The sequence below is a fragment of the Lacipirellula sp. genome, from assembly GCF_965279485.1.
Lineage (GTDB): Bacteria > Planctomycetota > Planctomycetia > Pirellulales > Lacipirellulaceae > Lacipirellula.
In genome coordinates this window covers 3,391,870-3,417,198 of the sequence record NZ_CBDIIC010000002.1, presented here as the reverse complement: position 1 = coordinate 3,417,198, position 25,329 = coordinate 3,391,870, and the positions used below count along the sequence as shown (strand labels likewise).

Genomic DNA, 25,329 nt, shown 5'->3' with positions numbered 1-25,329 from the left:
CGAGCGTTTTTCATGAGTACACGAATTCTACGTCTGGCGGGTTTGTTCACCGCGGTTGGAATCAGCGGGGCGGGCGCGCTCGGACTTGCCGTCGCTGCCGACGTGCCGCAACCAAAGGAAACGCCGAAGCCCGCCGCTGCTGCAGCGCCGGCCGCTGCTCAACCGGCCCCGGCAGGCGAACCCAATGTGAATTGGTCGCAGTGGGGCGGTTCGTCCGCGCGCAACAACACGCCGGTCGGCAAAGACATCCCCACCGAGTGGGAGATCGGCGAGTTCGACTACAAGACCGGCGCCTGGGATCCGGCCGAAGCCAAGAACATTAAGTGGGTCTCGAAGCTCGGCTCGCAAACGTACGGCAACCCGGTCGTCCACAACGGCAAGGTTTTCGTCGGTACGAACAACGGCGGCGAGTGGATCAAGCGCTTCGGCGCCGGCACCGACCTCGGCTGCATGCTCTGCTTCGACATCAAGGACGGCAAGTTCCTGTGGCAGCATTCGAACGAGAAGCACCCCGCCGGTCGCGTTTACGACTGGCCGCTGCAAGGCGTCTGCAGCGCGGCGTACGCCGAAGGCGATCGCATTTGGTTCGTGACGAACATGGGCGAAATCCGCTGCCTGGACGTTGAAGGTTTCCACGATGGCGAGAACGACGGCCCGTTCGTCGACGAGCAGAAGGTCATCGATGCGCAAATCGCCCAACGCAAGGCGTCGCTCGCCGGCCAGATCAAGCAGTTACAAGCGACGCCGAATCCTGATCAGAAAACGCAAGACAAGATCAAGGCCCTCACCGCTCAGGCGAACACCATCTCGTCCGACCTGAAGATGGAAGCCGACGTCGTCTGGATCTACGACATGATGAAGGAGATGGGCATCTCGCAGCACAACATGTGCAGTTGCTCCATCACCTCGGCCGGCGACGTGTTGTTCGTCTGCACCTCCAACGGCGTCGACGTCGAGCACAACTACATCCCGGCGCCCGATGCGCCGAGCTTCTTCGCGATCGACAAGAACACCGGCAAGGTGCTGTGGACCGACAACTCGCCGGGGCTGAACATCCACCACGGCCAGTGGTCGTCGCCGACCTACGCGGTAATCGACGGTCAGGCGCAGGCTCTGTTCGGCGGCGGCGACGGCTACCTCTACAGCTTCGACCCCGCCGGCGAAAACGGCAAAAGCAAGTTGCTGTGGAAGTTCGACTCGAACCCCAAGACCTCGAAGCTCGAGCTGATGGGCAAGGGGACGCGCAACGACATCATTTCGACGCCCGTCGTCTACGACAACAAAGTCTACTTCGCCACCGGGCAAGATCCCGAGCATGGCGAAGGGATCGGCACGCTCTGGTGCCTCGATCCAACGAAGCGCGGCGACGTCAGCAAGGAACTCGCGTTCAACGCCTCGGATCCGAAAACCCCCATCCCCCACAAACGCGTCCAAGCGGTCGTTGAGAAGGACGGCGACTTCGCCCGTCCGAATCCGAACTCGGCCGTCATCTGGGAGTACAACGCCGTCGACCGCGACGGCGACGGGGAGATGGCGTTCGAAGAGACGTTCCACCGCAGCATTGGCACCGTCGCGATCCGCGACGACATTTTGTACATCGCCGACTTCAGCGGCATGTTCCACTGCGTCGACGCTCAAACGGGCAAGGTGAACTGGGTTTACGACATGCTGTCGGCAGCCTGGGGTTCGCCGCTGATCGTCGAGGACAAGGTTTACATAGGCGACGAGGACGGCGAAATCTCGATCTTTAAGCACTCGGCCGATCCGTCGGAAGCGATGCGGGAAGAAGATGGCGAGATGGTGCCGTTCTATGGAACCCGCAACATGGGCGCGAGCGTCTACAGCACGCCCGTCGTCGCGGGGAACGTGCTGTATATCAGCAATCAAACGCACTTGTTCGCGATCACGCCAGACGGGAAGTAGGTCGACGACCATGAAAAAACGCGTGCTCGACGTCGGCAACTGCGTGCCGGACCATTCGTCGATCAAACACTTCCTCGGCAAGCACTTCGACTGCGAGGTGCTGCAAGCTCACGGCGCCGAAGATGCGCTCGCGGCGCTGCGCTCGGGCCCGGTCGACCTGGTGCTGGTGAACCGCAAGCTCGACATGGATTACTCCGACGGCATTGAGATTATCCGTCAGATCAAAGCCGACGCCGATTTGGCCAAGGTGCCGGTGATGCTGATCACCAACTACGACGAGCATCAGCAGGCGGCGATGGAAATCGGCGCCCTCCGCGGCTTCGGCAAGCTGGAACTCGCGAAGCCCGAGACCGCAGCGAAGCTGCAGCCAATTCTCGGCGAGTAGCGACGCGCTAGTAGCCGCAGCTCAACGAGATGCCGGAGCGGCGCTCGGCACGATCCGCCACCTAGCGCTCAAGAAAGCGCCGACCGTCAATTAGCTCGCTCCGGCGGGTCGTTGACCCGCGGCTGCGGCGACTACTCGACGATCTGCTCTTTGACGAGCTGCACAAAGTGGGGCGACTTTCCCGACTTCGTAAGTTCGTCGGCCTTCTTGTCGGCCCCGGTGCGATCGCCGAATTCGTAGACGGCGACGCGACGCATCGTCTGATTGAAGACGCCCCAGAAAGCCTTCAGGCGGACTTCTTTGGTGCGGACGCGCTTGACGACCTTCTTCTTTTCGACCGCGCCGTCCTTCGAAGCGGCGGCCTTTTTGGCGACCTTCTTCTTAACGACCTTTTTGACCTTGGCGGCGGCCGCTGCCTTCGGGGCAGCCTTCTTCACGACAGTTTTCTTCACAGGTGCAGGTGCTTTCTTGACCGCCTTCTTGGCGGCTTTCTTCTTCACTGGCGCCGATTTGGCGACAGGTTTAGCCACCTTCTTAGGGGGCGTCTTCTTTTTAGCTGGAGCAGCTTTCTTCGCTGGTTTCTTGGCCATAGACCCGCACATCCCGTCGGTATAAAGGCAGTCAGCTAGCTCCCGAAATGTAACCTATTGACAATCGATTGCCTAGCGGCCCCGACGAGCCGCGCAACCCCTCTCTACAACACGCTTCCTTCCAGGATCACGCCAATACTCTTCGCCCGCGCGGTAAGCGACGGTTGGAAGTAAACCATCGGTCGCAATTTGTGACTGCCGATGTGCGTTCGGTAACGGTAGCGAGCGTAGAGGAAGCTCGACTCGACCATGTCGCGCGGCAACTTTCCTTGGTCGACCTTCTCGACAACCTCGGCGATGTACTCGAAGTCGGCCTTCGTCTTCGCTTTCAAACCGACCCGCAGCATGTCGTAAAGATTGACCTGACGGCCCCCCGCCTTCAAACGATCGGAAGGCGTTACCGGCGTTGGCAGGTTCTGGATTTCAATCGCACGGCCCGGCGCATCGATGACGGCGTTGGCAATGAGCGCCGCCAGGGCGATCAGGCCAAGGACGCGCGCTGTGGGTCTGAATTGCATGAGAGATGTCCTCCGTCGCGTTGGGGAAGGTGCGTCGGACTGGTGGTTTGTTTGCGTTGAGCGAACGGCACTAGCCGGAAGGCCACGCCTTCCGGCTGGCGGGCGAGGCTCCGCTCGGCGCGCAGCGGAAGCCGATTTTCGCGAGGCGACTTGTACCTGGCGGGGCAGGGGGCCGGCAAGGCCGGTTTACGGGGCTGGGAGGGCCTGAATCGCTGTTTCCGGGCGTTTGCAGAGCCAGCCGGGGCCGAATGCTTGCCTCCGAGGGGGCGCCGGTGGTCATAATGGAGGGGTGAGGTTCGACGGCCGGGGGCGAGGACGCCCCGGCTCGCTTGAACCGGTTTCGTCATCTCGACGTGTAGGCGGATTGCCATGCTGATCGTTCCAGGAGCTGCCGGTCGCGACACGTGCGATCGCCCCGCAAAAATCTCGCGGCGCGAACTCCTCCGCGTCGGCGGCTCGTCGATCTTAGGCCTCTCCCTCGCCGACCTCCTCGGACTCCAGCGAGCCGGGGCGTCCCCGCCCCCAGCCAGCGCCGCAGCCAAAGCCCCCCACGGTTTCGGCGCCGCGAAAAGCGTCATCATGGTCTACCTCCAAGGCGGCCCCAGCCACCTCGACCTCTGGGATCCCAAACCCGACGTTCCCGACAACATCCGCAGCGTCTTCAAACCGATCTCGACCGTCATCCCCGGCGTGCAGTTCACTGAGCTGCTCCCGAAGCTCGCGCAAACGATCGACCGCACCACGCTCATCCGCTCGCTCGCCTACGAACCGGTCGGCCTGTTCAACCACACAGCCGCCATCTACCAGATGATGACCGGCTACACGACCGACAAGGTCAGCCCGTCAGGCCAGCTCGAACCGCCGAGCCCGAAAGACTTCCCGAACTTCGGCGCGCAGATCACGGCGCTCAAACCGTCCAGCGAGCCGATGCTGCCGTTCGTGATGTTGCCGCGACCGCTGCAAGAGAGCAACGTCATCGGCAAAGGGGGCACGGCCGGGTTCCTCGGCAAGGCGTACGATCCGTACACGCTCTATCCCGACGGCGACGATCTCGACCTCCAAAAGATGGAGCGGATCAGCGTCGACGACTTGCAGCTACGCGCCGAAGTGCCAGCGTCGCGTTTGCTGCGTCGCGCGCGGCTCCGCGATGCGATCAGCCAAGGCATGCCGTCGCTCGAGCGAGCCGTCGCCGACTACAAGCTCGACGAAAACTACACCCGCGCGCTCGACCTCATCGTCAGCGGCCGCGCACGGCAAGCGTTTAATCTCAGCCAAGAATCAGATCAGCTCCGCGAGGCTTACGGTAAGAACGCCTTCGGCCAAAGCTGCTTGCTCGCGCGGCGACTGATCGAAGCCGGCACGCGCGTCGTCGAAGTGCTGTGGCCCAACGTCGCCAATGGAGCGAACCACTCGTTCGACACGCACACCGAACTGAGCACGCGGCTCAAGAGCGTGGCGGCGCCGATGCTCGACGCGGGGCTGTCGATGCTGGTCAACGATCTCGACCAGCGGGGGATGCTCGACGACACGCTCGTCGTCGCGGTCGGCGAATTCGGCCGCAGCCCCGAGCGGGGTCTGAGCACCTCCGGCAACGCCAACAGCGACGACGGCCGCGACCACTGGCCCTACTGCTTTACCGGCCTGATGGCTGGCGGCGGCATGAAGCGCGGCTTCGTCTACGGCCGCAGCGACAAAACCGGCAGCGCTCCCGCCGACAATCCGGTCCACCCAACGGAGCTCCTGGCGACCGTCTACTACGCCCTCGGCATCGAGCCGCAGACGATTGTCTACAACCATCTGAAGCAGCCACGGGAGCTGGTGAAGGCCTCGGCGGTGACGGGGCTGTTCGCTTAGGCGATTGCTCGATTCTCGCCACGACGACGCGACGGACACGACGAAATTCAGAACTACGACGATTTCCTCTTTACGCCGTGACTGTCGTGCCGTCGTGGTTAAATTTCTCTCTCTTCGATTCGCGCAAATTCGCGAAATCCGCAGCAATGCGGCACTGTCGGCACAGCTTTTGCGATCGAAAATATTCCGCGCAGCCGCTATTCCGCGAACTAAAATTACGGTGTAATGTCCGTCCCTCGCGGGAGAAACAATCACGCCCGCGAGCCGAGCGAACCGATAGGTTTGCTGCACCGTAACAAAGACTCCCTGGCGATGGCGCCAGCGAGATAACGAATCAAGCTTCTGGTCAAGATTTCGGCGGGAGGACCATTTAATCGGATAAGGCCTGCATCGGCAACATGGCAGCGCGCAGCGCTGTTCGAAGCACGTCTTTCTTCCAGCGACTCCACCCAGTCGCAATCAGGCCGGAAGTTTGTTACACGAAAAAGGTCGCGAGTTGGCTCACGCCGCTCGCGACCTTTTTTCGTTGGCGCCGCAGCAACCGCGCTCATCGCTCATCTTTCAAATTGAGCGTCGTCCCTCAGCAGACGCAATTCGCGTTCGATCCACTCTTCGGTGCTGCGGCGAAAGGGGAAGCTGGCGGCAATGCACGCGAGCAGCGCCGCGGCAACGGCGATCGAGTAGGGCTGTCGTTCCGTCATATAAGCCATCCCGTTGAAGAACGCCGCTCCCTCCAGTAACGCCGCGCGGACGATCACTCTCGAGTGCAAACCGGCCAGCACCCAACTAATTGGATCGCCTCCGTTCGCAGCGATGGATTGCCGAACTTGCGGAGCAGAGATTCCTCGCCGATGCTGAGCGGTCATGATCGTCGGCAAGATCAACGAACCAACAAACGCCAGCCCGCCAGTCACTGCCGCCCACCGGGCGAGCCCCTGCGCTGCATTCGGGCGAGGCTCTCCGCCCTGTACCGCGATAAAAACCAAAAACGACGCCGGCCCTGCGATGAGCGCCAGCAAAATGATTCGTTGAACGTTCAACGCAGAAGCAATGGTCGATTTCTGCTCCGGTGTCAGCACGAAGACGATCCTCAAGAAAGTTGCAGGAGAGGCCCGGTTTCACGCCGGCATGCTAGCACATTCGCCGCCCCTGGGACGATATTGCTAGTAGCATCGGCTCGTCTGTTCGCTCGCGGCGGCAAACGCTACAGTTTGCCGACTATTCGACCGAGCTTACTGATAGGGCCCCGTGCGCAATCATTTCACCGCACTCGCCCCGCGACCGTTAGCGATACAGGTGACGCCATGGAAGGCTTCGACGCAGCTCAAGGAGTCGTGCTCAACGACTCCGCCCACCAGTTGATCAACGACGTGCTGGTCTGGATCGGCTTCGGCACGGTCATCGGGTTGGTCGCCAAGGGAATCATGCCAGGCCGCGATCCGGGCGGCGCCATCGCCACCGTCCTCATGGGGATCGGCGGCACGATCATGGGTTGCGGCGTCGTTAGCCACTTCACCGAAGGCGAACGCATCGTCCCGATCAGCCCGCTCGGCATGCTCGTCGGCGTCGGCGGCACGCTGCTGATCCTGTTCTTCTACAAGCTGCTAAGCGGCTACTACTTCCTTGAAGGCGATTACCAAACCCGCGCCTCGCGGCTGCGACTTGGCTACTCGAAGCGCCGTCGTAGCGCGGCGACGTATGAGGATTGAGGTTTTGTCTGTTGTCAGTGGTCCGTGGTCAGTTGCTTGCTGCTGTCGCAGGACTCAACATCCCCGCGTTTAGCAACTGACAACTGACCACGGACAACTGACTCATGCCGCCAAAGCGGCAACCGGCAGGCTGCGACCGAGATTTGGACACCGAGCATCTCGACCGAGCACTGCCGGCTGCCTGGGCAGGGGAAACCGCCGTGAGGCGAACGCCCCCGGCGCGTCTCCAGCAAACGAAGAGCCCCGACCTGGATCGGCAGGCCGGGGCTACGTCGCGTCAAACCAAACGACTGCGGCAGCTTAAGCCTCAGTTGTTCGGAAACTCGTACACCAGCTTCGCCGGCGGCACCTTCGAAGCAATTTGCCGATAGGCGTCGGTCAGCTGATTCTCCATCGCAGCGACCGTGCTTCCGCCGGGAACGTTCATGTAAATGCCGCCGCCAGCGTAGGCGATGGCTTGCATGAGGGCCCGATCTGCGTCGGCGCCAACCGCGAACGTATGAATCGTGGCGCCACGGTCGATCGCCTTCGTCGCTTCGTAGAAGGCGTACTGCTTGTACTTGTCGGTCGTCGTGTAGTTGGCTGTCCCGTTACCGTCGTAGTCGGTCCAGTCCTTCCACTTGAAGCTGGCGGGCAAGCTCCAATTCGCCGGGCAGCGATTGGCCTGTCCGTCGGTCATCACGATCATCGTCGGCCGGGCGCCGTAGCGCGAGAAGCCGTCGTCGTTCGGATCGCTGTCGACGCCGAGCAGCAGCTCGCGACCTTTGAGGATGCCGTCGCCCATGCCGGTGTAGTCGTCGTAGTGACCAGCCTGGTGCCGACGCTGAATGTTATCGAGCGTCGCGTAATCCGCCGTGATCGGATCGGCGCTGATGTCGATGTCGACCTCGCCGTCGTGATGGTCCCATTCTTTGACGGCGTAAGAACCGTAGCTCACGACGCCGACCTCGTCGCCGAAGTCGAGATCCGTCAGGAAGTTGAAGAACAGCGACGTCCCTTGCTTCACCGCGTGGAACGGATAGTGCGGGGTCCGCCACAAATCTTCCGATTCGTACCAGCCGTTCTTGCTGTTCTGCAAGTAGCTAAGCAGCGTGCGGTAACCGTACTTTTGCTTGTACGTTCCGCTCAGGCCTTTCGTATAGGTGATGTACGCCTTCCATGCCGTGTCGCTGGCAGTCGCGCTGAGCTTCGCGTTCTGCTTGCCGTTGCTAGCGCGGCCTGACTGCGGGAACGGATACTTCGCCGAGCCGTCGCTGTTGCGGGCGTTGAGTTGCAACGTCGTGAAGATCGTGTTCACGTCAGTGCTGCTCACGGAAGTGCCGGCGGCCGATTTCACCTGACCGAAGCCGGCCGCGGGGAACTTGCTCACCGTCGTGTTGGGCCATTTCGGATTGGCCGCTTGCAGAGCCGCCCACATCGCATCGAGTTGGGCTTCAACCTGAGCTTGCGACAACGCACTGTCGCCAAGCGTACTGTCATCGTTCATCGAAGCCGAGAAGTCGAGTACGACAACCAAGTCGCGGGCTTCGACGAACGCCGTCGCCGACGCGGTGATCGGCACCTTCGAACGGCCGACGGCCCAACCGAAGGCCAACGGTAACTGTCCGTCCGGGGCATCGACGTTTTCGTCGGTGCGACGGCCGACGACCTTCACGACGTTGAACGGCGACGCGCCCCAATGAATGGGCCACGTGCCGGTCGCATCGTCGAACACCCGCTTGCCGAACTTCACGTCCTGGGAGGGATCGATGTACAGGCCGTTGGCTTCGGCGACCTGTGCCGCCATGGAGCGAGCCTGTTCGACGGCAATCGAATTGGCGTCGACGTTGGCCGAGCCTTGGCCCTGACCAGCGGCGTGAATGGCAGCCGAAATCTCTTGCGCCGCCGCAAGGGCCGACGCGTCGACCGCGTTCTGCATCTTGGTGCTGGTGAGCACCATTCGCCCGGCGTCGACCGACAGGGCGACGAAGGCGAAAAGCGCGACCAGGCAGAATCCAGTGAGGACCAGGATCACGCCGCGTCGCGGCGGCGTGACACGGCGCGGTTGCCGTGGCGCGGAGGTGCGCTGGATGTCGGGTTCGAGTTTCATGGCAGGATCTCCGAGAAGCACGAGGGGCCGCGGGGGCGTGCGGCGGGGCAGGAGCAGGAGGCAGGCAGGAGTAGCAGGCGGTTAGTTGGCGACGACCGCTCGACCGTTGCGGAACGTCAGCGCGGAATTCAAGGTGTAGTCGTTGGCGTTGCTCACCGGGGTGTAGCTAACGTCAGAATAGGGAACCTCGACGCGAACTTGGAACAGCTTCATATCGTTCGCACGGTCATCGAGATTGAATTCATGGCTCGGGTCGTCGGCGGCGGTGACCTTCACCTTGACCTTGTCGGGATTGATGTTGTTCGAGGCGAGGTAGTTTTTGACGTCGTCGATCAGCTTTTGATTGGCGGTCTTGCCGCCGAGCATCATGCCGGAGCGATCGAGCGCGGCGAAGCGGGCTCCCTCGCGAGCGGCGGTTTCGAGACAGTTCTGCACGCTATAAACTCGCGAGAGCTCGACGAGCCCTACGATCACGGCAAGCAGCAGCGGGGCGACTGCGGCGAATTCGACGGCAACGGCGCCGCGTCGTGCGGCTGGCTTTAGGGAGCGGCGATTCCAACGTCGCTGAGGGGTGGCGGGAGACATGGCATGGGCTTCCTATGTAGTGGACATCACTCGTGTCGCATAAAGGCTTGAGCGTCGAGGGTGACGCCGGCCAGGAAAGGCATTGGAAGCACCGATACGTCGTTGTAGTTGACGCTGGCGCGGACGACGAACATCTGCCGAGGCTCGGCCTCGGTTAGTTGCATAGGAGGCAATGCTTGGACTTCGGCGTCCGTGGTCGGCCAGACGGCGCCCGAATCAAGCGAGCTGGCGTCCTGCACATAGACGTTCACCTTGGTCGCGTCGATTGCGGAGCCGAGCGTCTGACGAACCCTCGCGACGACTTGCTCCGTCGTCGGGCCCTGCATCGAGCCCATGCGAGCGGCGGTGCGGCAACCGCTTTGCAGCAGGTTGATCACCATCGTCGCATGGCCGAACTCGATGATCCCCAGCAGCAGCAGCACATAGACGGGCAACACGACCGCCGTTTCAACGGCGGCGGTGCCGCGGCGTTGCGCCGGACGTTTCCTGAGGTGCCGCATGGTGCGTCTCGACTGGCGGGTCCGTCTCGCGAGTCTGTCGGTGTGCGCCGCGCAGCGTCGAACGCCGTGCGGGCACGCGTGAAAGAGCGGAGCGAAACGAAAAGGGGCAGGGGATAAGGCAACGAAAAGGAGGGCGAGAAGCCCTGCCGCGGCCCCGCGTCGCCGAGTTTTCGGCAGGCGCATGGCCGGGCATTACAACCCTAGGTCACGAATGAGGAAGGCGCCGGATCGGGTAGAAAAGATTCGGACTTTTTTGCCGGCTAGGAAGGCCCGTGAGCGCCAAACTAGCCCCGGGCTCCGCCCGGGGGTTGGCGCCCATTCCGGTGGATGTACGCCTACGGAGTGTGTGAAGCGCACTGGAACGCTAATTACTCGAGGTTCGCGAAAGATGAACTCTGAGGTCCCCTCCCCTTGAGGGGGAGGGAGCCAGAGCATTTGGTCGGTGTGGCAGAGTGGCCGAAAATCGTGACGGACAAGCGCGATCCACTTTGCTAAGGTGAAGTTCTCCCAGGCGATGCCGCGCGCCGAGCCGATCTTTGACAACCCGCCGCCTTCACGAAGTTCGCAGCGCCGAGAGGGCACTCGAACGGCCAAGCTTCATGTCGCATTTCGCCATTAATGTCGCCTCGCGATAGTGGACGACGACCACGATTCGCCGCAATGCGTTTCAAACCAACGCGTTAGAGCGACGCCTTAGTGTCGCCTAAAATCGATATCGCGTCGCAGGGCGACGCGACACCTAGCCCCGGGCTCCGCCCGGGGGTCGGTTTCCACTCCGCCAAAGGTTGCCCCAACGTCACGTCACCCCCGGTTGGAGCTAGGGCTAGAAATGCCGCAAGCCGCCCCCGAAGGAGCGGCTCGCGTGGCATTTCGAATTGTCGCTGACCGACGATCGACCGCTTAGCGGTAGAAAATCGGGCGGATGAAGTCGACCTTGCTCGTCGAGACGGCGAGTTCGCCGAAGTTGTAATCCTTCGCGGCGAAACCGCTGTTCAGCGTCACTTGCTCGATCGAGTCGGAATCGCCGGGGCCCTGCGGGTCGAGACCCGTGAAGCCGTTCTGACCGATCAGCATTTCACCGAGCTGATTGAACGTGTTACCTACTGCGTCCTTACCGTCCTTGTACTTCGTCGGCTGCGTTTGGAAGACGTTGTAAGTCCCTGGCGTGAGGTTCAGGAACTGGTAGTAACCATTGACGTCCGTCACCGTGGTGCGGCTGACCGCGGCGCCGAAAATGTCGGTGCCGGTCAGCGTCAGAATCACGCCGGCAATCGGCTTCTCGCCCGCTTCCTTGACGCCGTTGTCATTCTTGTCGACGTAGACGTAGCCATTGAGGCTTGCCGGATCGACCTTCACAACCGTCGGCTCGGTGTCCTTGTTATTGGCGTAGGTGATTTCGATCTCGTTGCCCGCGACTGTGATCTCGTTCAGCAGCGTGCCGCTAAACCCTTGATCCACTTGCACGTAGATCGTAAACGTGACGACGTCGCCCGGCGCCATCGTGCCGAGGTTGTAGGTCAACTCGCGGCCCAGGTGCGACTCCAACGCCCGCGACGTCGACATGTAGGCCACGCCGCTCGCTGGGAGCGTGTCGACGACCTTCACGCCCGTAGCGATCGACGGACCGTTGTTGGTGACCGTCACCGTGTAGTAGAAGATTTCGCCCGGCGCCACAGGATCGCGGCTATCGATCTTGTCGATGGCGAGGTCGATCTTCGGGATCACCGGGATCTCGACCTCGTCCTTGTTGTTCAAGATGTATTCTTCGTTCGGAGCGCTGACTTCGGCCTTATTCAGCAGCGAACCGGTGGCGTTCGCCTTCACATCGACTTTGATCTTGATGATGATCACCGCGCCCGCGGCCATATTGCCGAGGTTGCCGGTGATCTTGCCGTTCGAGTGCGTAAGGTTGATGCCAGCCTTGTCGATGGTAAGCGACTTGTAGGTCACGCCATCCGGGAGCGTGTCGAGGAACGACACGTTCATCGCGGTCGACGGCCCGTCGTTCACAATGCGAACCGTGTAGTCCAGCGTTTCGGTCGGCGAAGCGCTGGTTTGGTCGATCGACTTGTCGAGTACCAGGTCGAAGCCGAAGAAGCCGAAGTCGACCGTCATGTTGGCGGCGATCAGCGAGATGCCTTGGCTGACGACGCCTTGGCCGGCGAGCAGGATGCCGTTGTTGTCGTTGTCGACGCCGTTGTCGGGATCAGCCGCAACGCCGGAGCTCGGCTTAAGGCCTTCAAGCGACTGGCCGGCGCCGAAGTTCGCCGCGTCGACCTGCACAATGTACTTGCCGGGCAGCAGGTCGGTGAACTGATAGTGGCCCGTGCCGTTGGTCGTGGTGGTCGCCACGAACGTGTCGACGCCGGGCGTAAATTGGTTGTTGTTGTCGGCGTCGATGAACAGGTTCAGCTTGACGCTGCCGATGCCTTGTTCGCTGCCGTCGAGGGTGCCGTTGTTGTTGGCGTCGTTCCAAACGCGATCGCCGAGGTTGATCCGCTCGTACGCGGTGAAGTCGGCGGTCTTCGTCGTGAGACCGATGACGCCGACCAGCGAGACCATGCCGTCGACGGCGGTGACGCCTTCGAAAGTGAGTTCGATCGCGCCGACGTTGCTCCAATCGATGCCGCCGCCGGAGCTGCTGCTCGCCGAGCCGGCGAAGTTGAACGTGAGCTGGGCCGTCGCGGCGCCGCCGTTCGTTTCCGGCACAGTGGCAGTGAATTCGCTCCACTTGCCAGCGTTGGTGTAAACCTTCAGCTTGACGACGCTGTTCGGATGATCGGCGCCAACCTTCAGCACGATGCCAGTCATCGTGTTGCCGTTGAACGACCGGAAGTCGAGACCGCCGAGGCCGGTCGGGTTGAGCGAGGTAGCGCTGCCGTCCTGCCCGTCCCAGACGACCTTGGCGTTGCCCTTCACCATGCTGCCGCTGGCAAGCCGCAAGAAGCCGCCGCCGCTGATCAGCGAAACCGACGAGTAGATGTCGGTCCCCTCGGTGAGGACGACGTGCATGTCGCGCTCGCCGCCCATGACGCCGGTGTCAGCCTTCGTTGAATTGTCGGCCGACGGCAGCGGAGGCGCGGCGCCGGCGATCTGGTTCGACTCGAAGTCGTCGATCGTCTGGCCAATGGTGCCGTTCGACTCGTCGGCCGTGATGTTGATTTCTTGCAGCCCGCCGCCCGACTTTGTTTGGTAAGCCGACGGCAGCGTGAGCTTGGCGAAGTACTTGCCGGCGCCGAGCCCGGTAAAGCGGTACTGGCCGAAGGCGTCGGTCGTCGCGACGCCGCCGATGGCCACGTCGCTCGCGTCGAACGTGCCGTTGCCGTTGTCTCGATAGAGCTGAACCGAAGCGCCGGCGACGAGCGTATCGTTGGCAGCGTTGCCGTCGTTCTGCACGTCGAGCCGTACGGTGCCGACGATTTCGGCCATGTCGGCCGCCATCATCTGCCGCGACTCAAGCGATTCGAAGCCGAAGCCCTGCTTGCGGCGAAGGCCCTTGGCGAGCGGCTTGGCAGCGCGAGCCGGGGCAAACTTGCGGAACAGCGACTGCGGACTGAAACGGAATGGCGCCATGCGAGCACCCTCAACAACGAGTTCAGCGAATTCCAGGGAGGACGACTTTGGTGTGTTATCGGCCAGAGAGGCCGACACAATCCGCACAGATTCCCAACAGGCGGACGATTTCCGCGCACCGCGCCAGCACTCCCAGTCGGCCGCGACTTCGGAAGCGGCAGAACTAGGCGACGCGCGGCGAGAAATTGGCGGTTCGTCGCGGGCTGCAGCGTGACAGGCGATCGAACGCGCGACCCCGCAAAACATGCTGCTGCGAGCGGGCCGCGCTCCGGGCCGCCAGCGTGCAACGGGCGAAAACGCGGGCCAATTCGAGTAGGCTAAGGGCTGGCGATCTTCAAACCCAACGGCGAGAGGCGACGAGTGCTTAGCTCCATAGACGACCGTTGCGGCAGTCGACGCTTGCTAGCGTTCCTCGCGTTTCTCGTGCTGGCGACCTCCGCCACTGATAGCACCGCCCAGTGCTACGACGCGACCATCGGCCGGCAACTGGCCGACGTACCGGGCAGCGTTCCGGTGGAGGTCGTTTACTACGCGTACCCGTGGACGCCGGACAAGTACCAGGTCGAGGCACTGGGGCATCGCGGGCAGATCGTGACGCTCGACTACGAACCGACGGTGCTATCAGGCGACCGGCGGCAACCGCTCGATCCCAAAGAAGCTTCGCTGCAAGAGATCGCTCAAACGCACCGCGAACTGCACGATGCGCTCGAAGCCATTCGTGCTCAGGCCAAGCAAGAGCAGACGCGAATCGGAATCTACAGCTGGTTCGAACACACGCCGGGGAACGGCGATTTGATTCTCAGGCAACCGAAGCAGTATTTCGACAACGTGCAAGCGACAGCCCGCTTGGAAGTCGCCCCGGGTAAGACGATCCGCGATCAGCTCGTTGACATGGGAGGCGTCAACTGGACGAGCAACTATGTGCCGGAAGGGTGGAACAACGACACCTGGGGGCTGCAGAAGTTTCTCATCCTGTGCGAGCGAAAAGCAGCGGCTCTCGAAGCGGCTGGCGTGCCGAGCGTTCCGCAACTACGACCAGTGACCGTCGGCAAGGGAGGCGAAAAGCCGGTGCGCGAAGCAATCGTGCGGGCCTGGGTGCTGTGGGCGCGAAACCGCTACGGCAACCAGTGGGCGATTTGGGCGAAGGAAGGCGAAGTGACGCCCGAATTCAAATCGTGGCTAAAGTAGCTGTGCCGCCAAACGACAATCGCCACGGCGCGTATGTAGGCGCGCCGTGGCGATCAAGTTCTTTCGTTGTTGCGCGTCAGCAGCAGCCGACTACCACTGATACTCGAGCCCCGCGCTCAACCCGTGCGCCCAGAAATCGTTCTGGCGATAGGTGAACTGCGGGCGAGCCGGCAGTCCGTCCGGATCGGGCGGATTGGCGAACGGCAGATTGCCCGGGTTGACTTCCAGGTCGATCTGATCGCCGGGACGAACGACGTTGCTCCAGTAGAGGAACGTGTAGCCGCCGGTCAGTTTCAATCGTTCGGTCAGCTTGTAGCCAAGCGTGACGCCCAACTGCGGCAGGACGCTCAGTTCGTTGCGTTCATACTGGCCGATGTTGCTATCCTGAGCGAGCAGACCGCCGCTGCCGGTTTCCGACGCCGCGCCAGGTTCAGTCCGCACGGTGTAACCGTTGATGTTCACCCGCTGCCGCGTCGAGCCAATGCCGAGCTTCGACAGCAATTCCAACGACCAACGACGGTATTCCCAGTCCCACAGGAAGCCCAACTCGCCGCCGACGAACTCGTTGCTCGTCTGGAAGATGTCGTTCACTTGGAACGTCGTGCCGACGTCGGTTGACGGAGCGATGACTTCCAGGTTCTCTTGAACGGCGAGTCCTTCCTGCAACTGCGCCCAGCGGAAGCCGAAGTAAACGTCCGTGTGACGCGTTCCTTTGCCGAAGAGCGTCGCGCAAGGCCCGTTGTTGACGCCAGCCCCGCAGCCGCCGACTTGGCTGCCGCACGTTACCGGATCGCCGCAGCAAGTGTTCCCCGCGGCACAACACAGGTTGCGACGGAGGCCGATGCCTGCCGATTGGAACTGGCTGTCGATGTCGACCGATACCGTTCCGCGAATGCCGGGGAAGGAAACGTCTTCCACCGCGTTCAATCCAGTGGTGGCGTCGATGAAGGGCCGACCGACGATCGGAAACGTGCCGTTGCCGCCGTCGGTGAAGTTCGTATCAATCTGGCCGAAGCCGAAGTACTCGCCTTCGATCGCCGTTTGACCGTAGTCGTCGAGCCAGTAGCCTACTCGCACGCGTCCGCCACTGCGGATGCCGGCGAGCACGTCTTGGTTGCCAAAGACGAGATAGGCGTTGTCGAAGGTATCGTCCGTCGGATCGTTCGGCGTTCCGTTGTTGCCTACTTCGCCGCGCACGACCAGCGGCGGCACGTACATGCCGTCGGCCCACCAGGCGAGATACTCGCCGCGGACGTATAGAACGGGACGCGAACCGTACCCGCAGCCGCCCTGCGCCTGGCAGACAGCGCTGCCGCACGTCGAACAGCCTTGCAAGTGGCCGCCGGCGCTTTCGTCGAGGTAGAGCGGATCGGCGCCTTCTGACATGTTGATCGGATTGCCATGCTCGTCGACCCAGTTGCCCGAGTCGCCGTCGACCATCGACTGCGGATCGGGAATCGGATCGGGGAGCGCTTCCATCGCGGGCTTCGCGGCGGCAGCGCCCTCAGGGGCGTCGGCGAGCGTCGGCGTCGCTTCCAGCGGAATCTCGGCAGCGGCGAGGCGGACGTCGCCGCCGCTCGCGCCGACAACGGCGCCGGCTGGGCGTGCGACCTTGGGCAGTTCGAGTTGGCTTGCCAACAGCGTGTGCCCCGTGTCACGGCGAACCGTGATCGTTTGTCCCAGGTAGTGGTCGAGATTGACCGTCGGCGTCGGTTCGACGTACCGCTGGATGCCGCCATAGCGGTCGATCAGCACGTACGGCGGATTGCCGTCGTCGGCCTTCGGGTTGCGAGCGAGACGCGCCGTCCACTGCGGACGGACCGAGGCTTTGCTCGTTTGGCCGTTAAGCGCTTTCTTCACGGGCGCGTCGGAACGGCTTCCTTCAGCGGCGGAATCGAAGAGCGAATCGATCGCCGCTCCGGCCGCCAATTCGCCGCCGCGCGTGGTTCGTCGCGGTGCAGCCGTTTGCGCGCTGGCGGAACTTGCCGTCAGCAGCGCGACTAGCGCAGCGAGCATACCCCAGCCGCCGCACCGGGCCATACGGCTGCGGCGCGCGGAATAACATCCCTGATTCATGAGGGTTCAATCCCTTGGGCAACGCCAGGCCATGGTTCGGCCCCACAGCGTCGCTGGAAATATGACTGCACGAAGAGTGCGCGAAAAGCGGCGGGGCTTTTATCAGAGTCGCGGAGATTGCGCCAAGAGCAGTTTTACGATTTTTTCATGACGGCGAATCAAGCCAACAGATCGGCCAATAAAAAAAGCCGGGCGCCAACGTTCGCTGGCGCCCGGCTTCGCATGAGTAAGAATGTTACCGCTTCTGACGGACGCTGCGGATCGGGGCGGCCTGGTAGTAGCCGCCAGGGTTGCCGTACATCCCGCCCTGCTGTTGGAACACGGCAGAGTGACCGGTAGGGGCCCGATCTTCCGAACCGGTCGGATCGTACGGCGGCTTGGTAGCCAGTTGCTGCAATTGTTGCTGCATCTTGATGTTTTGAGCCATCAACTTGTCGTTCGCCTGCTGCTGTTCAATCTGCGGGCGCACGTTCTTGAAATAGTTCGTCGTCGTTGAAGTGAAAGGATTGTCGGCGACGAGGCCAAGGTAGGGGCTCGTGCTCGGTCCGCGTTGCACCTGCGAGAAGGGCTTGGAGCGAGTAGCAGCTGCAGGTTGCGTTCCCCCCACTCCCTGGAACAAGTTACGGTTCACGCTGGAGTAGTTATATCGCGGCACAGCTGAATTGTAGACGCCGGAGCGAAAGCGGTTACTCGAGAAAGCCGATGCGGAAGTTCTTCCTAGAAATGCGTTCGACTGAACCTTGCCGTAATTCGGCATGCTTTGCTGGGCATGGGCCTGTATGGCGCCGCAGGCAACGAGCGTCAGAGCCATCATGATTTTCTTCATCGCGAATACTCCCGGCAACGACGGCGACTGCCGGCAATCGGCAGTCCACGGCAAGAAAAGATCGAGTGGAATGTTGATCACAATTCTACGCGGGGCCTGCGGGGGGGACAAATTTCTGGAAATCTGCCTAGTCCCCCGACTGGCTAACTTCCACTCTAGTCGCCAGCGCCCCGGACCCCAGCGACAAATTCGCCGGGTTCCGAGCGAATTCCTTCGCCCAGAGACGCTTCCGCCGGTGCAATCGCGACCGCCGGTCGCCGCTCGCGAATTCGCTGCGATCTGTCTCGCTACGGCCGCTTAGCCCGCCGTTTCGCCGCGAAAAAGTCGGTCAGCACCTGCCCGCACGGCTCGCGGAGTACTCCCTCGACGACCGCTACGCGGTGGTTCAATCGCTCGTCCTCCAACAATCGATACAAACTGCGCACCGCCCCCCCTTTGGGATCGAGGGCGCCGAAGACGACGCGGGGAATACGAGCCTGGACAATCGCGCCGGCGCACATCGGACACGGCTCGAGCGTCACGTACAGGGTACAGTTCTCCAGCCGCCAGTTTTGCAGGGCGGCGGCCGCCTGCGTGATGGCGATCATTTCGGCGTGCGCTGTTGGGTCGCGGAGGGCTTCGCGCTCGTTGCGCGCGACGGCGACGACGCGATCGCCCGCGACGATGATCGCGCCGACGGGGGCTTCGTCGGCGGTCGCGGCCTCGAAAGCTTGCTCCAGCGCTAGTTGCATATACCGTTCGTCGTCCATCAATTTCTCAACGCTTCATCTGTTGCATGGAAGCCGCTGCGAGCTTCCTATCCGCTCATTGCGTCGCCCACTAAACTAATGGCTAACCCGCTCAGCGACTTTCGCCGATTCGCTAACTTTAAGATGCACGACTCCTCGCCTCCATCGAACGACCGCTCGCCGCGGGAGAGCCGGTTCCGCCGAATCGCGTCGCGTGCTCGCACGCTGGCGATCTTCTATTTCCTGCTGCTCTTTGCCGGGACGCACATCCCTTCCATCGGTCATAGCGGGCCGTCGTTCAACGACAAATGGGGCCATTTTGGCGGCTACCTGGTCCTCACGCTTTGCATCCTCGCCGGTTGGGAACTGACCATCGGCCGGCTGCACGCTCGCCACTACTTCGCCGTCTGGCTGGCGGGCGTGGTGTACGGCGCCTTCGACGAATGGACGCAAATCCCCGTCGGACGGACGTGCGATATGAACGACTGGGCCGCCGACACGATCGGCGTGCTCTGCGGCATCATTCTCTATCAAATCTTTCGGCCGATGCTGTTCGCGATCGTCGGCGTCAGTGAGGAAGACCTCGACAAACGAGATTAGTAGTTCGGCGTCGGCGCGCGGTAGTCGGCGATGTTGATCGACTTGAACCACTTGATCGTCTCCGCCAATCCCTCGCGAAGCGGCACCTTTGGCTCCCACTTGAGCTTCGCTTTGGCGAGCGTGATGTCAGGACGACGGCGGGTCGGGTCGTCGGCCGGCAGCGGACGTTGCACGAGCTTCGACTTGGCGCCGGTCAGTTCGATCACGAGTTCCGCCAGTTCGCGAATCGTGAACTCGCCCGGGTTGCCGATGTTCACCGGGCCGATGAAATCGTCGGGCGCAGCCATCATGCGGATGAAGCCCTCAATGAGATCGTCGCGGTAGCAGAAGCTGCGGGTCTGCTCGCCGTCGCCGAAGATCGTGATGTCCTCGCCGGCGAGCGCCTGGCGGATGAAGTTCGACACCACGCGACCATCATAAGGATGCATCCGCGGGCCGTAGGTGTTGAAGATCCGCACGATGCGGACGTTCACTTTGTTCATCCGGTGGTAGTCGACGAACAGCGTCTCGGCGGCGCGTTTGCCTTCGTCGTAGCATGCCCGCGGACCAATCGGATTGACGGAACCGCGATAGCTTTCGACCTGCGGATGGATTTCGGGGTCGCCGTAGACTTCGCTAGTCGACGCCTGCAGGATCTTCGCGCGGCAGCGTTTGGCCATGCCGAGCATATTGATCGAGCCGATCACCGACGTTTTCATCGTCTTGATCGGGTTGTACTGGTAGTGGCCCGGCGCGGCGGGGCAGGCGAGGTTGTAGATCTCGTCGACTTCGAGGTTGATCGGCACGGTAACGTCGTGGCGGATCAGCTCGAAGTTCGGCTTCGCGAGCAAGTGAGTGACGTTGCTCTTCTGGCTGGTGAAGAAATTGTCGAGGCAGAGGACGTCGTGCCCTTCGCCGACGAGGCGTTCGCAAAGGTGGGAACCGAGAAACCCGGCGCCGCCGGTGACGAGAATCCGTTTAATGAGAGCCATGCAGGGGGACGCCGTTCGATGGTGAGTTTAGTTTGCGTCGTGCGGGCCGAGCGGCTCCGCAACGATGCCACCATCTTAGTTGACGACTGGCCTGCCGTTTAGGGCCGGAATTCCCGCGATACGGGCTGGCTCGGCGGGAATCAGAGCTGGCTGAGCAGTTCCTGCACGGATTCGACGCTTTCGGGCCGCACGCTGCGGGCGACTTCTTGCCCATCGCGGAGGGCGATGAGCGTCGGCCAGAGCTTTACGCGAAACGAGCGGCCGAGCGGCCGGCCGGGACCGTCCTCGACTTTCAGATGCTTGATTCCAGGGAACTGGGCGAGCGCCTCGGCAACGGCGGGGGCGGCGCCTTGGCAGTGGCCGCACCAGGGGGCGCCGAATTCGAGCAACACGAGACCAGTCGTGGCGTCGATTTCCTCACGCGAGGGACCGGGGTTGAGGTATTCGTTTGCCATGGTGAAATCCCACTGCCGAGAATGCTATTGTGCGATTCGCGCGTTAACATCGACGCAACCTGTCGCAAGTTTCGGACCAACGCGAGAGATTCGCGTCCTCGTGAAAATACCAAGAATCGTTGCCCCCGGCCGAATCTTCCTCTGCACTACTCCTGAAGCATAGTTCCGCATTTATTTTCACTTACTCATCCAGCGACCAATCCGAGAAATCTCATGACACGGCTAGGGCCAACCACGCGAATCGTTGCTCTGTCAATCGCGTGCTGCATCCCTCTCGTTGCGGGGTGCGCACGACCTGTGGCGGAAACGCTCTATTTTGAAATTGATACTCGTCAACCCGGCTCGGTTCCCCCCGGCGCTTCTGTGGCGTCTCTTGAGGAAAGTCTCATCGCTTCGATGAAAGAACGCCTCGGCGACAGCGGAAGAGTTGAGCGACTCCCAGGGGGTCCGATTAAAGTTGAACTGTTGGGCCCACTCAACTCCAAACAACGTGCCGCGCTGAAGCGAACAGTGAGCGCAGCTGGCGAGTTTGAGTTTCGCATCTTGGCCAGCCCCGTGGCCGCGAGCGACCAAGCAGTCGTCGCATCCGCGATGCGACTTCCGCCGGAAGAAAAACAACTCGCCATTGGAGGCAAGGTCGTTGCCAAGTGGGTCGGCGGCCTCAAGGATGGCAACGGCCCGCCGAACTTGCTCGTCCATCGACAAGCGGCAAATGCGTTTGAAACGCTCGTGCTCATCGATTCGCACGATGTGACTGGCGTCTACTTTACAAGCGTAGAGAGAGGACCAGGGCAGTCGCCAGCGCACCCGGGCCTACGAATCGAGTTGAACGCGAAGGGAAGTCGGTTGCTGGGCAAGCTCACGGCAGCGAACCTACCAACAGCCACAGGCGAGCGACATGCGTTGGCACTCATCCTAGACGACTCCATTCTCGCAGCGCCCACAATAATGGCCGCGATCAGCAACACCGCCATCATCGAAGGACTGCCTGAAGAAGAGGTAGACTCACTTATCTCAATTATGAATGCCGGAGCTTTGCCACTGCCTGTTTGCGAAGCACCTCAGCCGTAGTGCGTAATAGAGCATGGAAGGCTACGTCCGCGCTGGTTGCCGTTGGCGACCGCGGCCTTGCTCGGCGCCCGTCTGCATCTTCGGCCGCGTTGCTTGCAAAGCGAGGCTACCAGGGCCGAGCAGGCCTTCAACTCGCTCGCGCAGTTCCGGATTGAGATCAAGCCCCGGCCATTTGCTGTCGAGCCACACCTGCCCGCCGGCGGCGAGGTCGAGCCGTAGTTTCAGCTTCTTGTTGCCGGGATAGCCGCGGAGGATTTCGCGGAGCTGCTCCAGGCCGCGTTGGCCATGCTCGGCTTCGCGAACGCGGATCATCACGCCGGTGGCGTAGCGTTCCGAAAGTTCGCTGAGCGGGATGAGCTCGTCGACGATGAGGTTCACTTCCTCGGCGCCGGGACGGCGATCAATCTTGCCGCGCACGCCGAGGATCGCATCGGCGACGACATGCTCGCCGCAGATGGCGAACTGTTCGGGCCAGAGGATGCAGCGGGTGATGCCGTCCATATCCTCGAGATCCCACATCGCATACTTCGTGTTAACGCTGCCAGGGCGGGGATTCTTCGTGTGCGAGAACTTGATTGCCGCGATCATGCCGCCGAGCAGCACCTCGTCGCGGTGAGCGAGGGCGCCGATCGTTTTGCTCGTGTGGGTGCAGAAGGTTTTGAGCGTTTGCTCAAACTCCGCGAGTGGGTGGCTGGAGAGATAGTAGCCCAGCACTTCCTTCTCTTGTGTGAGCTGCTCCTTCTCGGTCCAGACACTTACTTCGGGGAGCGACGCCACCGTGGCGGCTTGCTCGTCTTCGTCGTCCTCGCCGAAGAGGCCTTTCTGACCGGAGCGACGATCGGCCGCGGCCGCAGCGCCCGACTGCAGCGCCTTGTCGAGCACTGCCATGTATTGAGCGCGATGCCCGCCCAGCTTGTCGAACGCTCCCGCCTTGATGAGCGATTCGATCGCCGCGCGATTGCAAAGCGAGCCATCGACGCGTTCGCAGAAATCGAAAATGCTCGTGTAGGGGCCGTTCTTCGTCCGCTCGGCTGCGATCCCTTCCGCTGCGGCCCCGCCACATGATTTGATGGCGCTCAAGCCGAAGTCGATCTTACCATCTTCGACTTTGAACTCCGGATCGCCACGGTTCACATCGGGCGGAGTGACCTCGATGTTCATGCGGCGGCAGTCTTCGATATGTTCGACGAGCGGGTCCTTGCTCTTGAAGTTGCGCCCCGAGATGTCGCACGACAACAGAGCCGCCATGAACTCGACCGGGTAGTGCGCCTTCAGGTAGGCGGTCATGTACGCAATGAGCGCGTACGCCGTTGAATGGCTCTTATTAAAGCCGTAGCCGGCGAACTTCTCGATCATGCCGAAGAGTTCTTCAGACTTCTTTTTATCGAGCCCCAGCGACTTCGCGCCGTCGACGAACTCCTCGCGATACTTAGCGATCATCGGCAGTTTTTTCTTGCTGATCGCTTTAATACAGGTGTACGCGTTGGAAAGCTTGATGCCGCCCAACTTGTTGAGAATCCGCATGACCTGTTCTTGGTACACCATCACGCCGTGCGTTTCGGCGAGAATTTCTTCGGTCACCTCGTGCGGGTACTCGGCCGGCTTGCGGCCATGCTTCACTTCGATGTACTGATCGACCATGCCACCTTCGAGCGGACCTGGCCGATAGAGGGCGTTCGTTGCGATGATGTCGTGGAAGTGGTCGGGCTTCATCCGCTGGAGCAGGTCGCGAATGCCGCCGCTTTCGAGCTGGAAGATACCCTTCGTTTCGCCGCGGCAGAGCAACTGGAACGTCGGCTTGTCGTCGAGCGGAAACGCGTAGGGATCGATGCGGACGCCGCGAGCCTTTTCGATTAACCTCACGCTGCTGGCGAGGATCGTCAGGTTGCGGAGGCCGAGGAAGTCCATCTTCAGCAGGCCGGCCGCTTCGACGTCGCCCATCGCCCACTGCGTGATGACGTCGGTCTTGCCCTTCACATGCTGCAGCGGGACGAACTCGTCGACCGGCCGGGCCGCGATCACCACCGCCGCCGCGTGCGTGCCGACGTTGCGGGCGAGGCCTTCGATCTTCTGCGCGAGGTCGATTAGCTCGCGGACTTCATGGTCGCCGTCGTAGGTCTTCTTGAGTTCGTCGCTCGTTTCGAGCGCCTTCTTGATCGAGATGCCGAGCTGATCGGGCACCATGCCGACGACTTGGTCGACGCGGAAGATCGGCATGCCGAGCGTGCGGCCGACGTCGCGGATCGCGGCCCGCGCAGCAAGCGTGCCGAACGTGCCGATCTGCGCGACGTTGGCGTCGCCATACTTCCGCTTGACGTAGTCGATGACTTCACTGCGGCGTTCCTTGCAGAAGTCGATGTCGATATCAGGCGCCTCGAGTCGACTTTCGTCGAGGAACCGCTCGAACAGCAAGTCGTAATCGAGCGGACAGACGTGGCTAAGTTTCAGCGCGTAGCAGACGAGCGAACCGACGCCCGAACCTCTCGCCGTGCAGGGGATGTCGCTTTCGACGGCGAAGCGAACGAAGTCCCACACGATGAGGAAGTAGTCGTAAAAGCCGAGCTTGTTGATGACGCCGAGCTCGCGATCGACGCGGTCGAGCACCACCTGCGTCAGTTCGCCCTCGGGGGTCCAGCGGCCAGGCTTCGTGGCGTAACGCTCCTTCAAGCCGGCGAGCACGAGTTGCCGCAAATAATCTTGCGAGTTCGTTTCTTTGGGAACCTCGAACGTTGGGAAATATCGCTTGCCGAGTTCAAGGTCGATGTCGACTGAGTCGGCGATCTGCTGCGAACGGGCGAGCGCTTCCGACTGGTCGGAAAGCGCGGCGAACATTTCATCCGCGCTGCGGAGGAAGAACTGGTCTCCCTCCATTTTCATCCGGTTCGTGTCAGTGCGGAACTTGCCCGTGTTGATGCAGAGGAGCACGTCTTGTGCGACGGCGTCGTCTTGCCGTACGTAGTGGGCGTCGCTGGTGGCCACCAGCGGCAGGCCCATGCGGTTGGCAACTTCGATGGCCGCCTCTTTAGCAAGCCGCTGGATCTCCAGGCCATTGTCCTGAATCTCGATGAAGTAGCGGTCGCCGAAAACGTTGTGGAACCACGAGGCGATGCCGCGGGCCTTTTCGATCTGCTCTTCAACGAGCCCGCCGCCGACTTTGCCGGAGCTGCTCGCCAGGAGCGCGCGGCTGAACTCGCCGCTCACGCAGCCGCTGAGGCAGATGATCCCTTCGGAAAACTCTTCGAGCAGTTCACGATCGATGCGCGGCTTGTGGTAAAAACCTTCGAGGTAGGCGCGGCTCGCCATCTTCACGAGGTTCTGGAAGCCCGTCTTGTTCTTCGCGAGCAACGTGAGGTGGTAGGTCGCCTCCTTGCTGGTGAGGCCGCCCCCTTTGTTGAACCGGCTGCCGGGGGCGACGTAGGCTTCGTAGCCGAGCACCGGGTTGATGCCCGCCTCTTTCGACGCTTTGTAGAACTCGAGCGCCCCGTAGAGATTGCCGTGGTCGGTGAGAGCCAGGGCGTTCATCCCCAGCTCTTTGGCCCGATTGACGAGCCCTTTGATCGGGCTGGCGCCATCGAGGAGGCTGTAGTGGCTGTGGCAATGAAGATGGACGAACGACGGTGCGGACAAAGGGAGCCTCCTGCAGTCTCAAGCAAAGAACGGGAGGCCATTGTACCGCCGCAGGCAGCCG

Annotated in this window: 20 protein-coding genes; 7 read left to right on the top strand and 13 right to left on the bottom strand. The window is 61.9% G+C overall.

Translation table 11 applies throughout. The features are described 5' to 3' along the window. Positions 1-12 precede the first annotated feature (12 nt). Together ACQY7R_RS21300 and ACQY7R_RS21295 are read left to right on the top strand one after the other, a co-directional pair. Complete coding sequence (locus tag ACQY7R_RS21300; protein WP_428307569.1) at positions 13-1,923, top strand: PQQ-binding-like beta-propeller repeat protein; 1,911 nt, start codon at positions 13-15, stop codon at positions 1,921-1,923. 10 nt (positions 1,924-1,933) lie between these two features. Beyond that, positions 1,934-2,308 carry a response regulator gene (locus ACQY7R_RS21295; RefSeq protein ID WP_428307568.1) on the top strand — a complete coding sequence of 125 codons (375 nt, stop codon included), beginning with the start codon at positions 1,934-1,936 and terminating at the stop codon, positions 2,306-2,308. A 131-nt stretch (positions 2,309-2,439) separates the two neighbouring features. Here ACQY7R_RS21295 and ACQY7R_RS21290 read toward each other — a convergent pair whose 3' ends face one another. Together ACQY7R_RS21290 and ACQY7R_RS21285 are read right to left on the bottom strand one after the other, a co-directional pair. Next, the gene (locus ACQY7R_RS21290; RefSeq protein WP_428307567.1) at positions 2,440-2,898 is read right to left on the bottom strand and encodes a hypothetical protein; all 459 of its coding nucleotides are present in this window, start codon (positions 2,896-2,898) and stop codon (positions 2,440-2,442) included. Between the two features lie 104 nt (positions 2,899-3,002). Continuing rightward, the gene (locus ACQY7R_RS21285; protein WP_428307566.1) at positions 3,003-3,416 is read right to left on the bottom strand and encodes a hypothetical protein; all 414 of its coding nucleotides are present in this window, start codon (positions 3,414-3,416) and stop codon (positions 3,003-3,005) included. 369 nt (positions 3,417-3,785) lie between these two features. Between ACQY7R_RS21285 and ACQY7R_RS21280 the strand changes: the two genes are divergently transcribed. Continuing rightward, on the top strand, positions 3,786-5,270 hold the full coding sequence (locus ACQY7R_RS21280) for a DUF1501 domain-containing protein (RefSeq protein WP_428307565.1): 1,485 nt from the start codon (positions 3,786-3,788) through the stop codon (positions 5,268-5,270). A 554-nt stretch (positions 5,271-5,824) separates the two neighbouring features. On the opposite strand, the gene ACQY7R_RS21275 is transcribed toward ACQY7R_RS21280, so the two are convergent. Then, positions 5,825-6,310, bottom strand: coding sequence for a hypothetical protein (locus ACQY7R_RS21275; protein WP_428307564.1), 486 nt, complete (start codon positions 6,308-6,310; stop codon positions 5,825-5,827). Between the two features lie 264 nt (positions 6,311-6,574). On the opposite strand from ACQY7R_RS21275, the gene ACQY7R_RS21270 reads away from it, so the two are divergent. Continuing rightward, on the top strand, positions 6,575-6,979 hold the full coding sequence (locus ACQY7R_RS21270) for a GlsB/YeaQ/YmgE family stress response membrane protein (RefSeq protein WP_428307563.1): 405 nt from the start codon (positions 6,575-6,577) through the stop codon (positions 6,977-6,979). A gap of 307 nt (positions 6,980-7,286) precedes the next feature. Here ACQY7R_RS21270 and ACQY7R_RS21265 read toward each other — a convergent pair whose 3' ends face one another. The 4 genes from ACQY7R_RS21265 to ACQY7R_RS21250 all read right to left on the bottom strand — a co-directional run bounded on the left by ACQY7R_RS21265 (position 7,287) and on the right by ACQY7R_RS21250 (position 13,726). Next, positions 7,287-9,068, bottom strand: a complete 1,782-nt coding sequence (locus ACQY7R_RS21265) for a pilus assembly protein TadG-related protein (RefSeq protein WP_428307562.1) — start codon at positions 9,066-9,068, stop codon at positions 7,287-7,289. 81 nt (positions 9,069-9,149) lie between these two features. After that, positions 9,150-9,653, bottom strand: a complete 504-nt coding sequence (locus ACQY7R_RS21260) for a TadE/TadG family type IV pilus assembly protein (RefSeq protein WP_428307561.1) — start codon at positions 9,651-9,653, stop codon at positions 9,150-9,152. Between the two features lie 26 nt (positions 9,654-9,679). Beyond that, entirely contained in the window at positions 9,680-10,153 is a 474-nt protein-coding gene (locus tag ACQY7R_RS21255; RefSeq protein ID WP_428307560.1) for a TadE/TadG family type IV pilus assembly protein, read from the bottom strand. A 900-nt stretch (positions 10,154-11,053) separates the two neighbouring features. Then, a complete protein-coding gene (locus ACQY7R_RS21250; protein WP_428307559.1) occupies positions 11,054-13,726 on the bottom strand; it encodes an SdrD B-like domain-containing protein in 2,673 nt (890 codons plus the stop codon). A gap of 360 nt (positions 13,727-14,086) precedes the next feature. Between ACQY7R_RS21250 and ACQY7R_RS21245 the strand changes: the two genes are divergently transcribed. Then, complete coding sequence (locus ACQY7R_RS21245) at positions 14,087-14,914, top strand: hypothetical protein (protein ID WP_428307558.1); 828 nt, start codon at positions 14,087-14,089, stop codon at positions 14,912-14,914. Positions 14,915-15,004: 90 nt separating this feature from the next. On the opposite strand, the gene ACQY7R_RS21240 is transcribed toward ACQY7R_RS21245, so the two are convergent. The 3 genes from ACQY7R_RS21240 to tadA form a co-directional block, all read right to left on the bottom strand. After that, positions 15,005-16,930, bottom strand: coding sequence for a BBP7 family outer membrane beta-barrel protein (locus ACQY7R_RS21240; protein ID WP_428307557.1), 1,926 nt, complete (start codon positions 16,928-16,930; stop codon positions 15,005-15,007). 295 nt (positions 16,931-17,225) lie between these two features. Then, a complete protein-coding gene (locus ACQY7R_RS21235; RefSeq protein WP_428307556.1) occupies positions 17,226-17,897 on the bottom strand; it encodes a hypothetical protein in 672 nt (223 codons plus the stop codon). Positions 17,898-18,103: 206 nt separating this feature from the next. Further along, the gene (tadA, locus tag ACQY7R_RS21230) at positions 18,104-18,565 is read right to left on the bottom strand and encodes a tRNA adenosine(34) deaminase TadA (RefSeq protein ID WP_428307555.1); all 462 of its coding nucleotides are present in this window, start codon (positions 18,563-18,565) and stop codon (positions 18,104-18,106) included. Between the two features lie 78 nt (positions 18,566-18,643). Between tadA and ACQY7R_RS21225 the strand changes: the two genes are divergently transcribed. After that, positions 18,644-19,144, top strand: a complete 501-nt coding sequence (locus tag ACQY7R_RS21225; protein WP_428307554.1) for a VanZ family protein — start codon at positions 18,644-18,646, stop codon at positions 19,142-19,144. Here ACQY7R_RS21225 and ACQY7R_RS21220 read toward each other — a convergent pair. After that, positions 19,141-20,115, bottom strand: coding sequence for a UDP-glucuronic acid decarboxylase family protein (locus tag ACQY7R_RS21220; protein ID WP_428307553.1), 975 nt, complete (start codon positions 20,113-20,115; stop codon positions 19,141-19,143). The genes ACQY7R_RS21225 and ACQY7R_RS21220 overlap by 4 nt on opposite strands. A gap of 140 nt (positions 20,116-20,255) precedes the next feature. Further along, positions 20,256-20,570, bottom strand: coding sequence for a thioredoxin family protein (locus ACQY7R_RS21215; RefSeq protein WP_428307552.1), 315 nt, complete (start codon positions 20,568-20,570; stop codon positions 20,256-20,258). Between the two features lie 510 nt (positions 20,571-21,080). Between ACQY7R_RS21215 and ACQY7R_RS21210 the strand changes: the two genes are divergently transcribed. Beyond that, complete coding sequence (locus ACQY7R_RS21210; RefSeq protein ID WP_428307551.1) at positions 21,081-21,641, top strand: SecDF P1 head subdomain-containing protein; 561 nt, start codon at positions 21,081-21,083, stop codon at positions 21,639-21,641. A 21-nt stretch (positions 21,642-21,662) separates the two neighbouring features. On the opposite strand, the gene dnaE is transcribed toward ACQY7R_RS21210, so the two are convergent. After that, complete coding sequence (gene dnaE / locus ACQY7R_RS21205; RefSeq protein ID WP_428307550.1) at positions 21,663-25,268, bottom strand: DNA polymerase III subunit alpha; 3,606 nt, start codon at positions 25,266-25,268, stop codon at positions 21,663-21,665. Between the last annotated feature and the right edge of the window lie 61 nt (positions 25,269-25,329).

Bases quoted from the DNA above. Each gene is read 5' to 3' on its own strand.
- tadA (WP_428307555.1), bottom strand. From the start codon at position 18,565: ATGGACGACGAACGGTATATGCAACTAGCGCTGGAGCAAGCTTTCGAG.
- ACQY7R_RS21225 (WP_428307554.1), top strand. From the start codon at position 18,644: ATGGCTAACCCGCTCAGCGACTTTCGCCGATTCGCTAACTTTAAGATG.
- ACQY7R_RS21215 (WP_428307552.1), bottom strand. From the start codon at position 20,570: ATGGCAAACGAATACCTCAACCCCGGTCCCTCGCGTGAGGAAATCGAC.
- ACQY7R_RS21220 (WP_428307553.1), bottom strand. From the start codon at position 20,115: ATGGCTCTCATTAAACGGATTCTCGTCACCGGCGGCGCCGGGTTTCTC.
- ACQY7R_RS21300 (WP_428307569.1), top strand. From the start codon at position 13: ATGAGTACACGAATTCTACGTCTGGCGGGTTTGTTCACCGCGGTTGGA.
- ACQY7R_RS21240 (WP_428307557.1), bottom strand. From the start codon at position 16,930: ATGCTCGCTGCGCTAGTCGCGCTGCTGACGGCAAGTTCCGCCAGCGCG.
- ACQY7R_RS21290 (WP_428307567.1), bottom strand. From the start codon at position 2,898: ATGGCCAAGAAACCAGCGAAGAAAGCTGCTCCAGCTAAAAAGAAGACG.
- ACQY7R_RS21255 (WP_428307560.1), bottom strand. From the start codon at position 10,153: ATGCGGCACCTCAGGAAACGTCCGGCGCAACGCCGCGGCACCGCCGCC.
- ACQY7R_RS21280 (WP_428307565.1), top strand. From the start codon at position 3,786: ATGCTGATCGTTCCAGGAGCTGCCGGTCGCGACACGTGCGATCGCCCC.
- ACQY7R_RS21285 (WP_428307566.1), bottom strand. From the start codon at position 3,416: ATGCAATTCAGACCCACAGCGCGCGTCCTTGGCCTGATCGCCCTGGCG.
- ACQY7R_RS21250 (WP_428307559.1), bottom strand. From the start codon at position 13,726: ATGGCGCCATTCCGTTTCAGTCCGCAGTCGCTGTTCCGCAAGTTTGCC.
- ACQY7R_RS21260 (WP_428307561.1), bottom strand. From the start codon at position 9,653: ATGTCTCCCGCCACCCCTCAGCGACGTTGGAATCGCCGCTCCCTAAAG.
- ACQY7R_RS21270 (WP_428307563.1), top strand. From the start codon at position 6,575: ATGGAAGGCTTCGACGCAGCTCAAGGAGTCGTGCTCAACGACTCCGCC.
- ACQY7R_RS21295 (WP_428307568.1), top strand. From the start codon at position 1,934: ATGAAAAAACGCGTGCTCGACGTCGGCAACTGCGTGCCGGACCATTCG.
- ACQY7R_RS21265 (WP_428307562.1), bottom strand. From the start codon at position 9,068: ATGAAACTCGAACCCGACATCCAGCGCACCTCCGCGCCACGGCAACCG.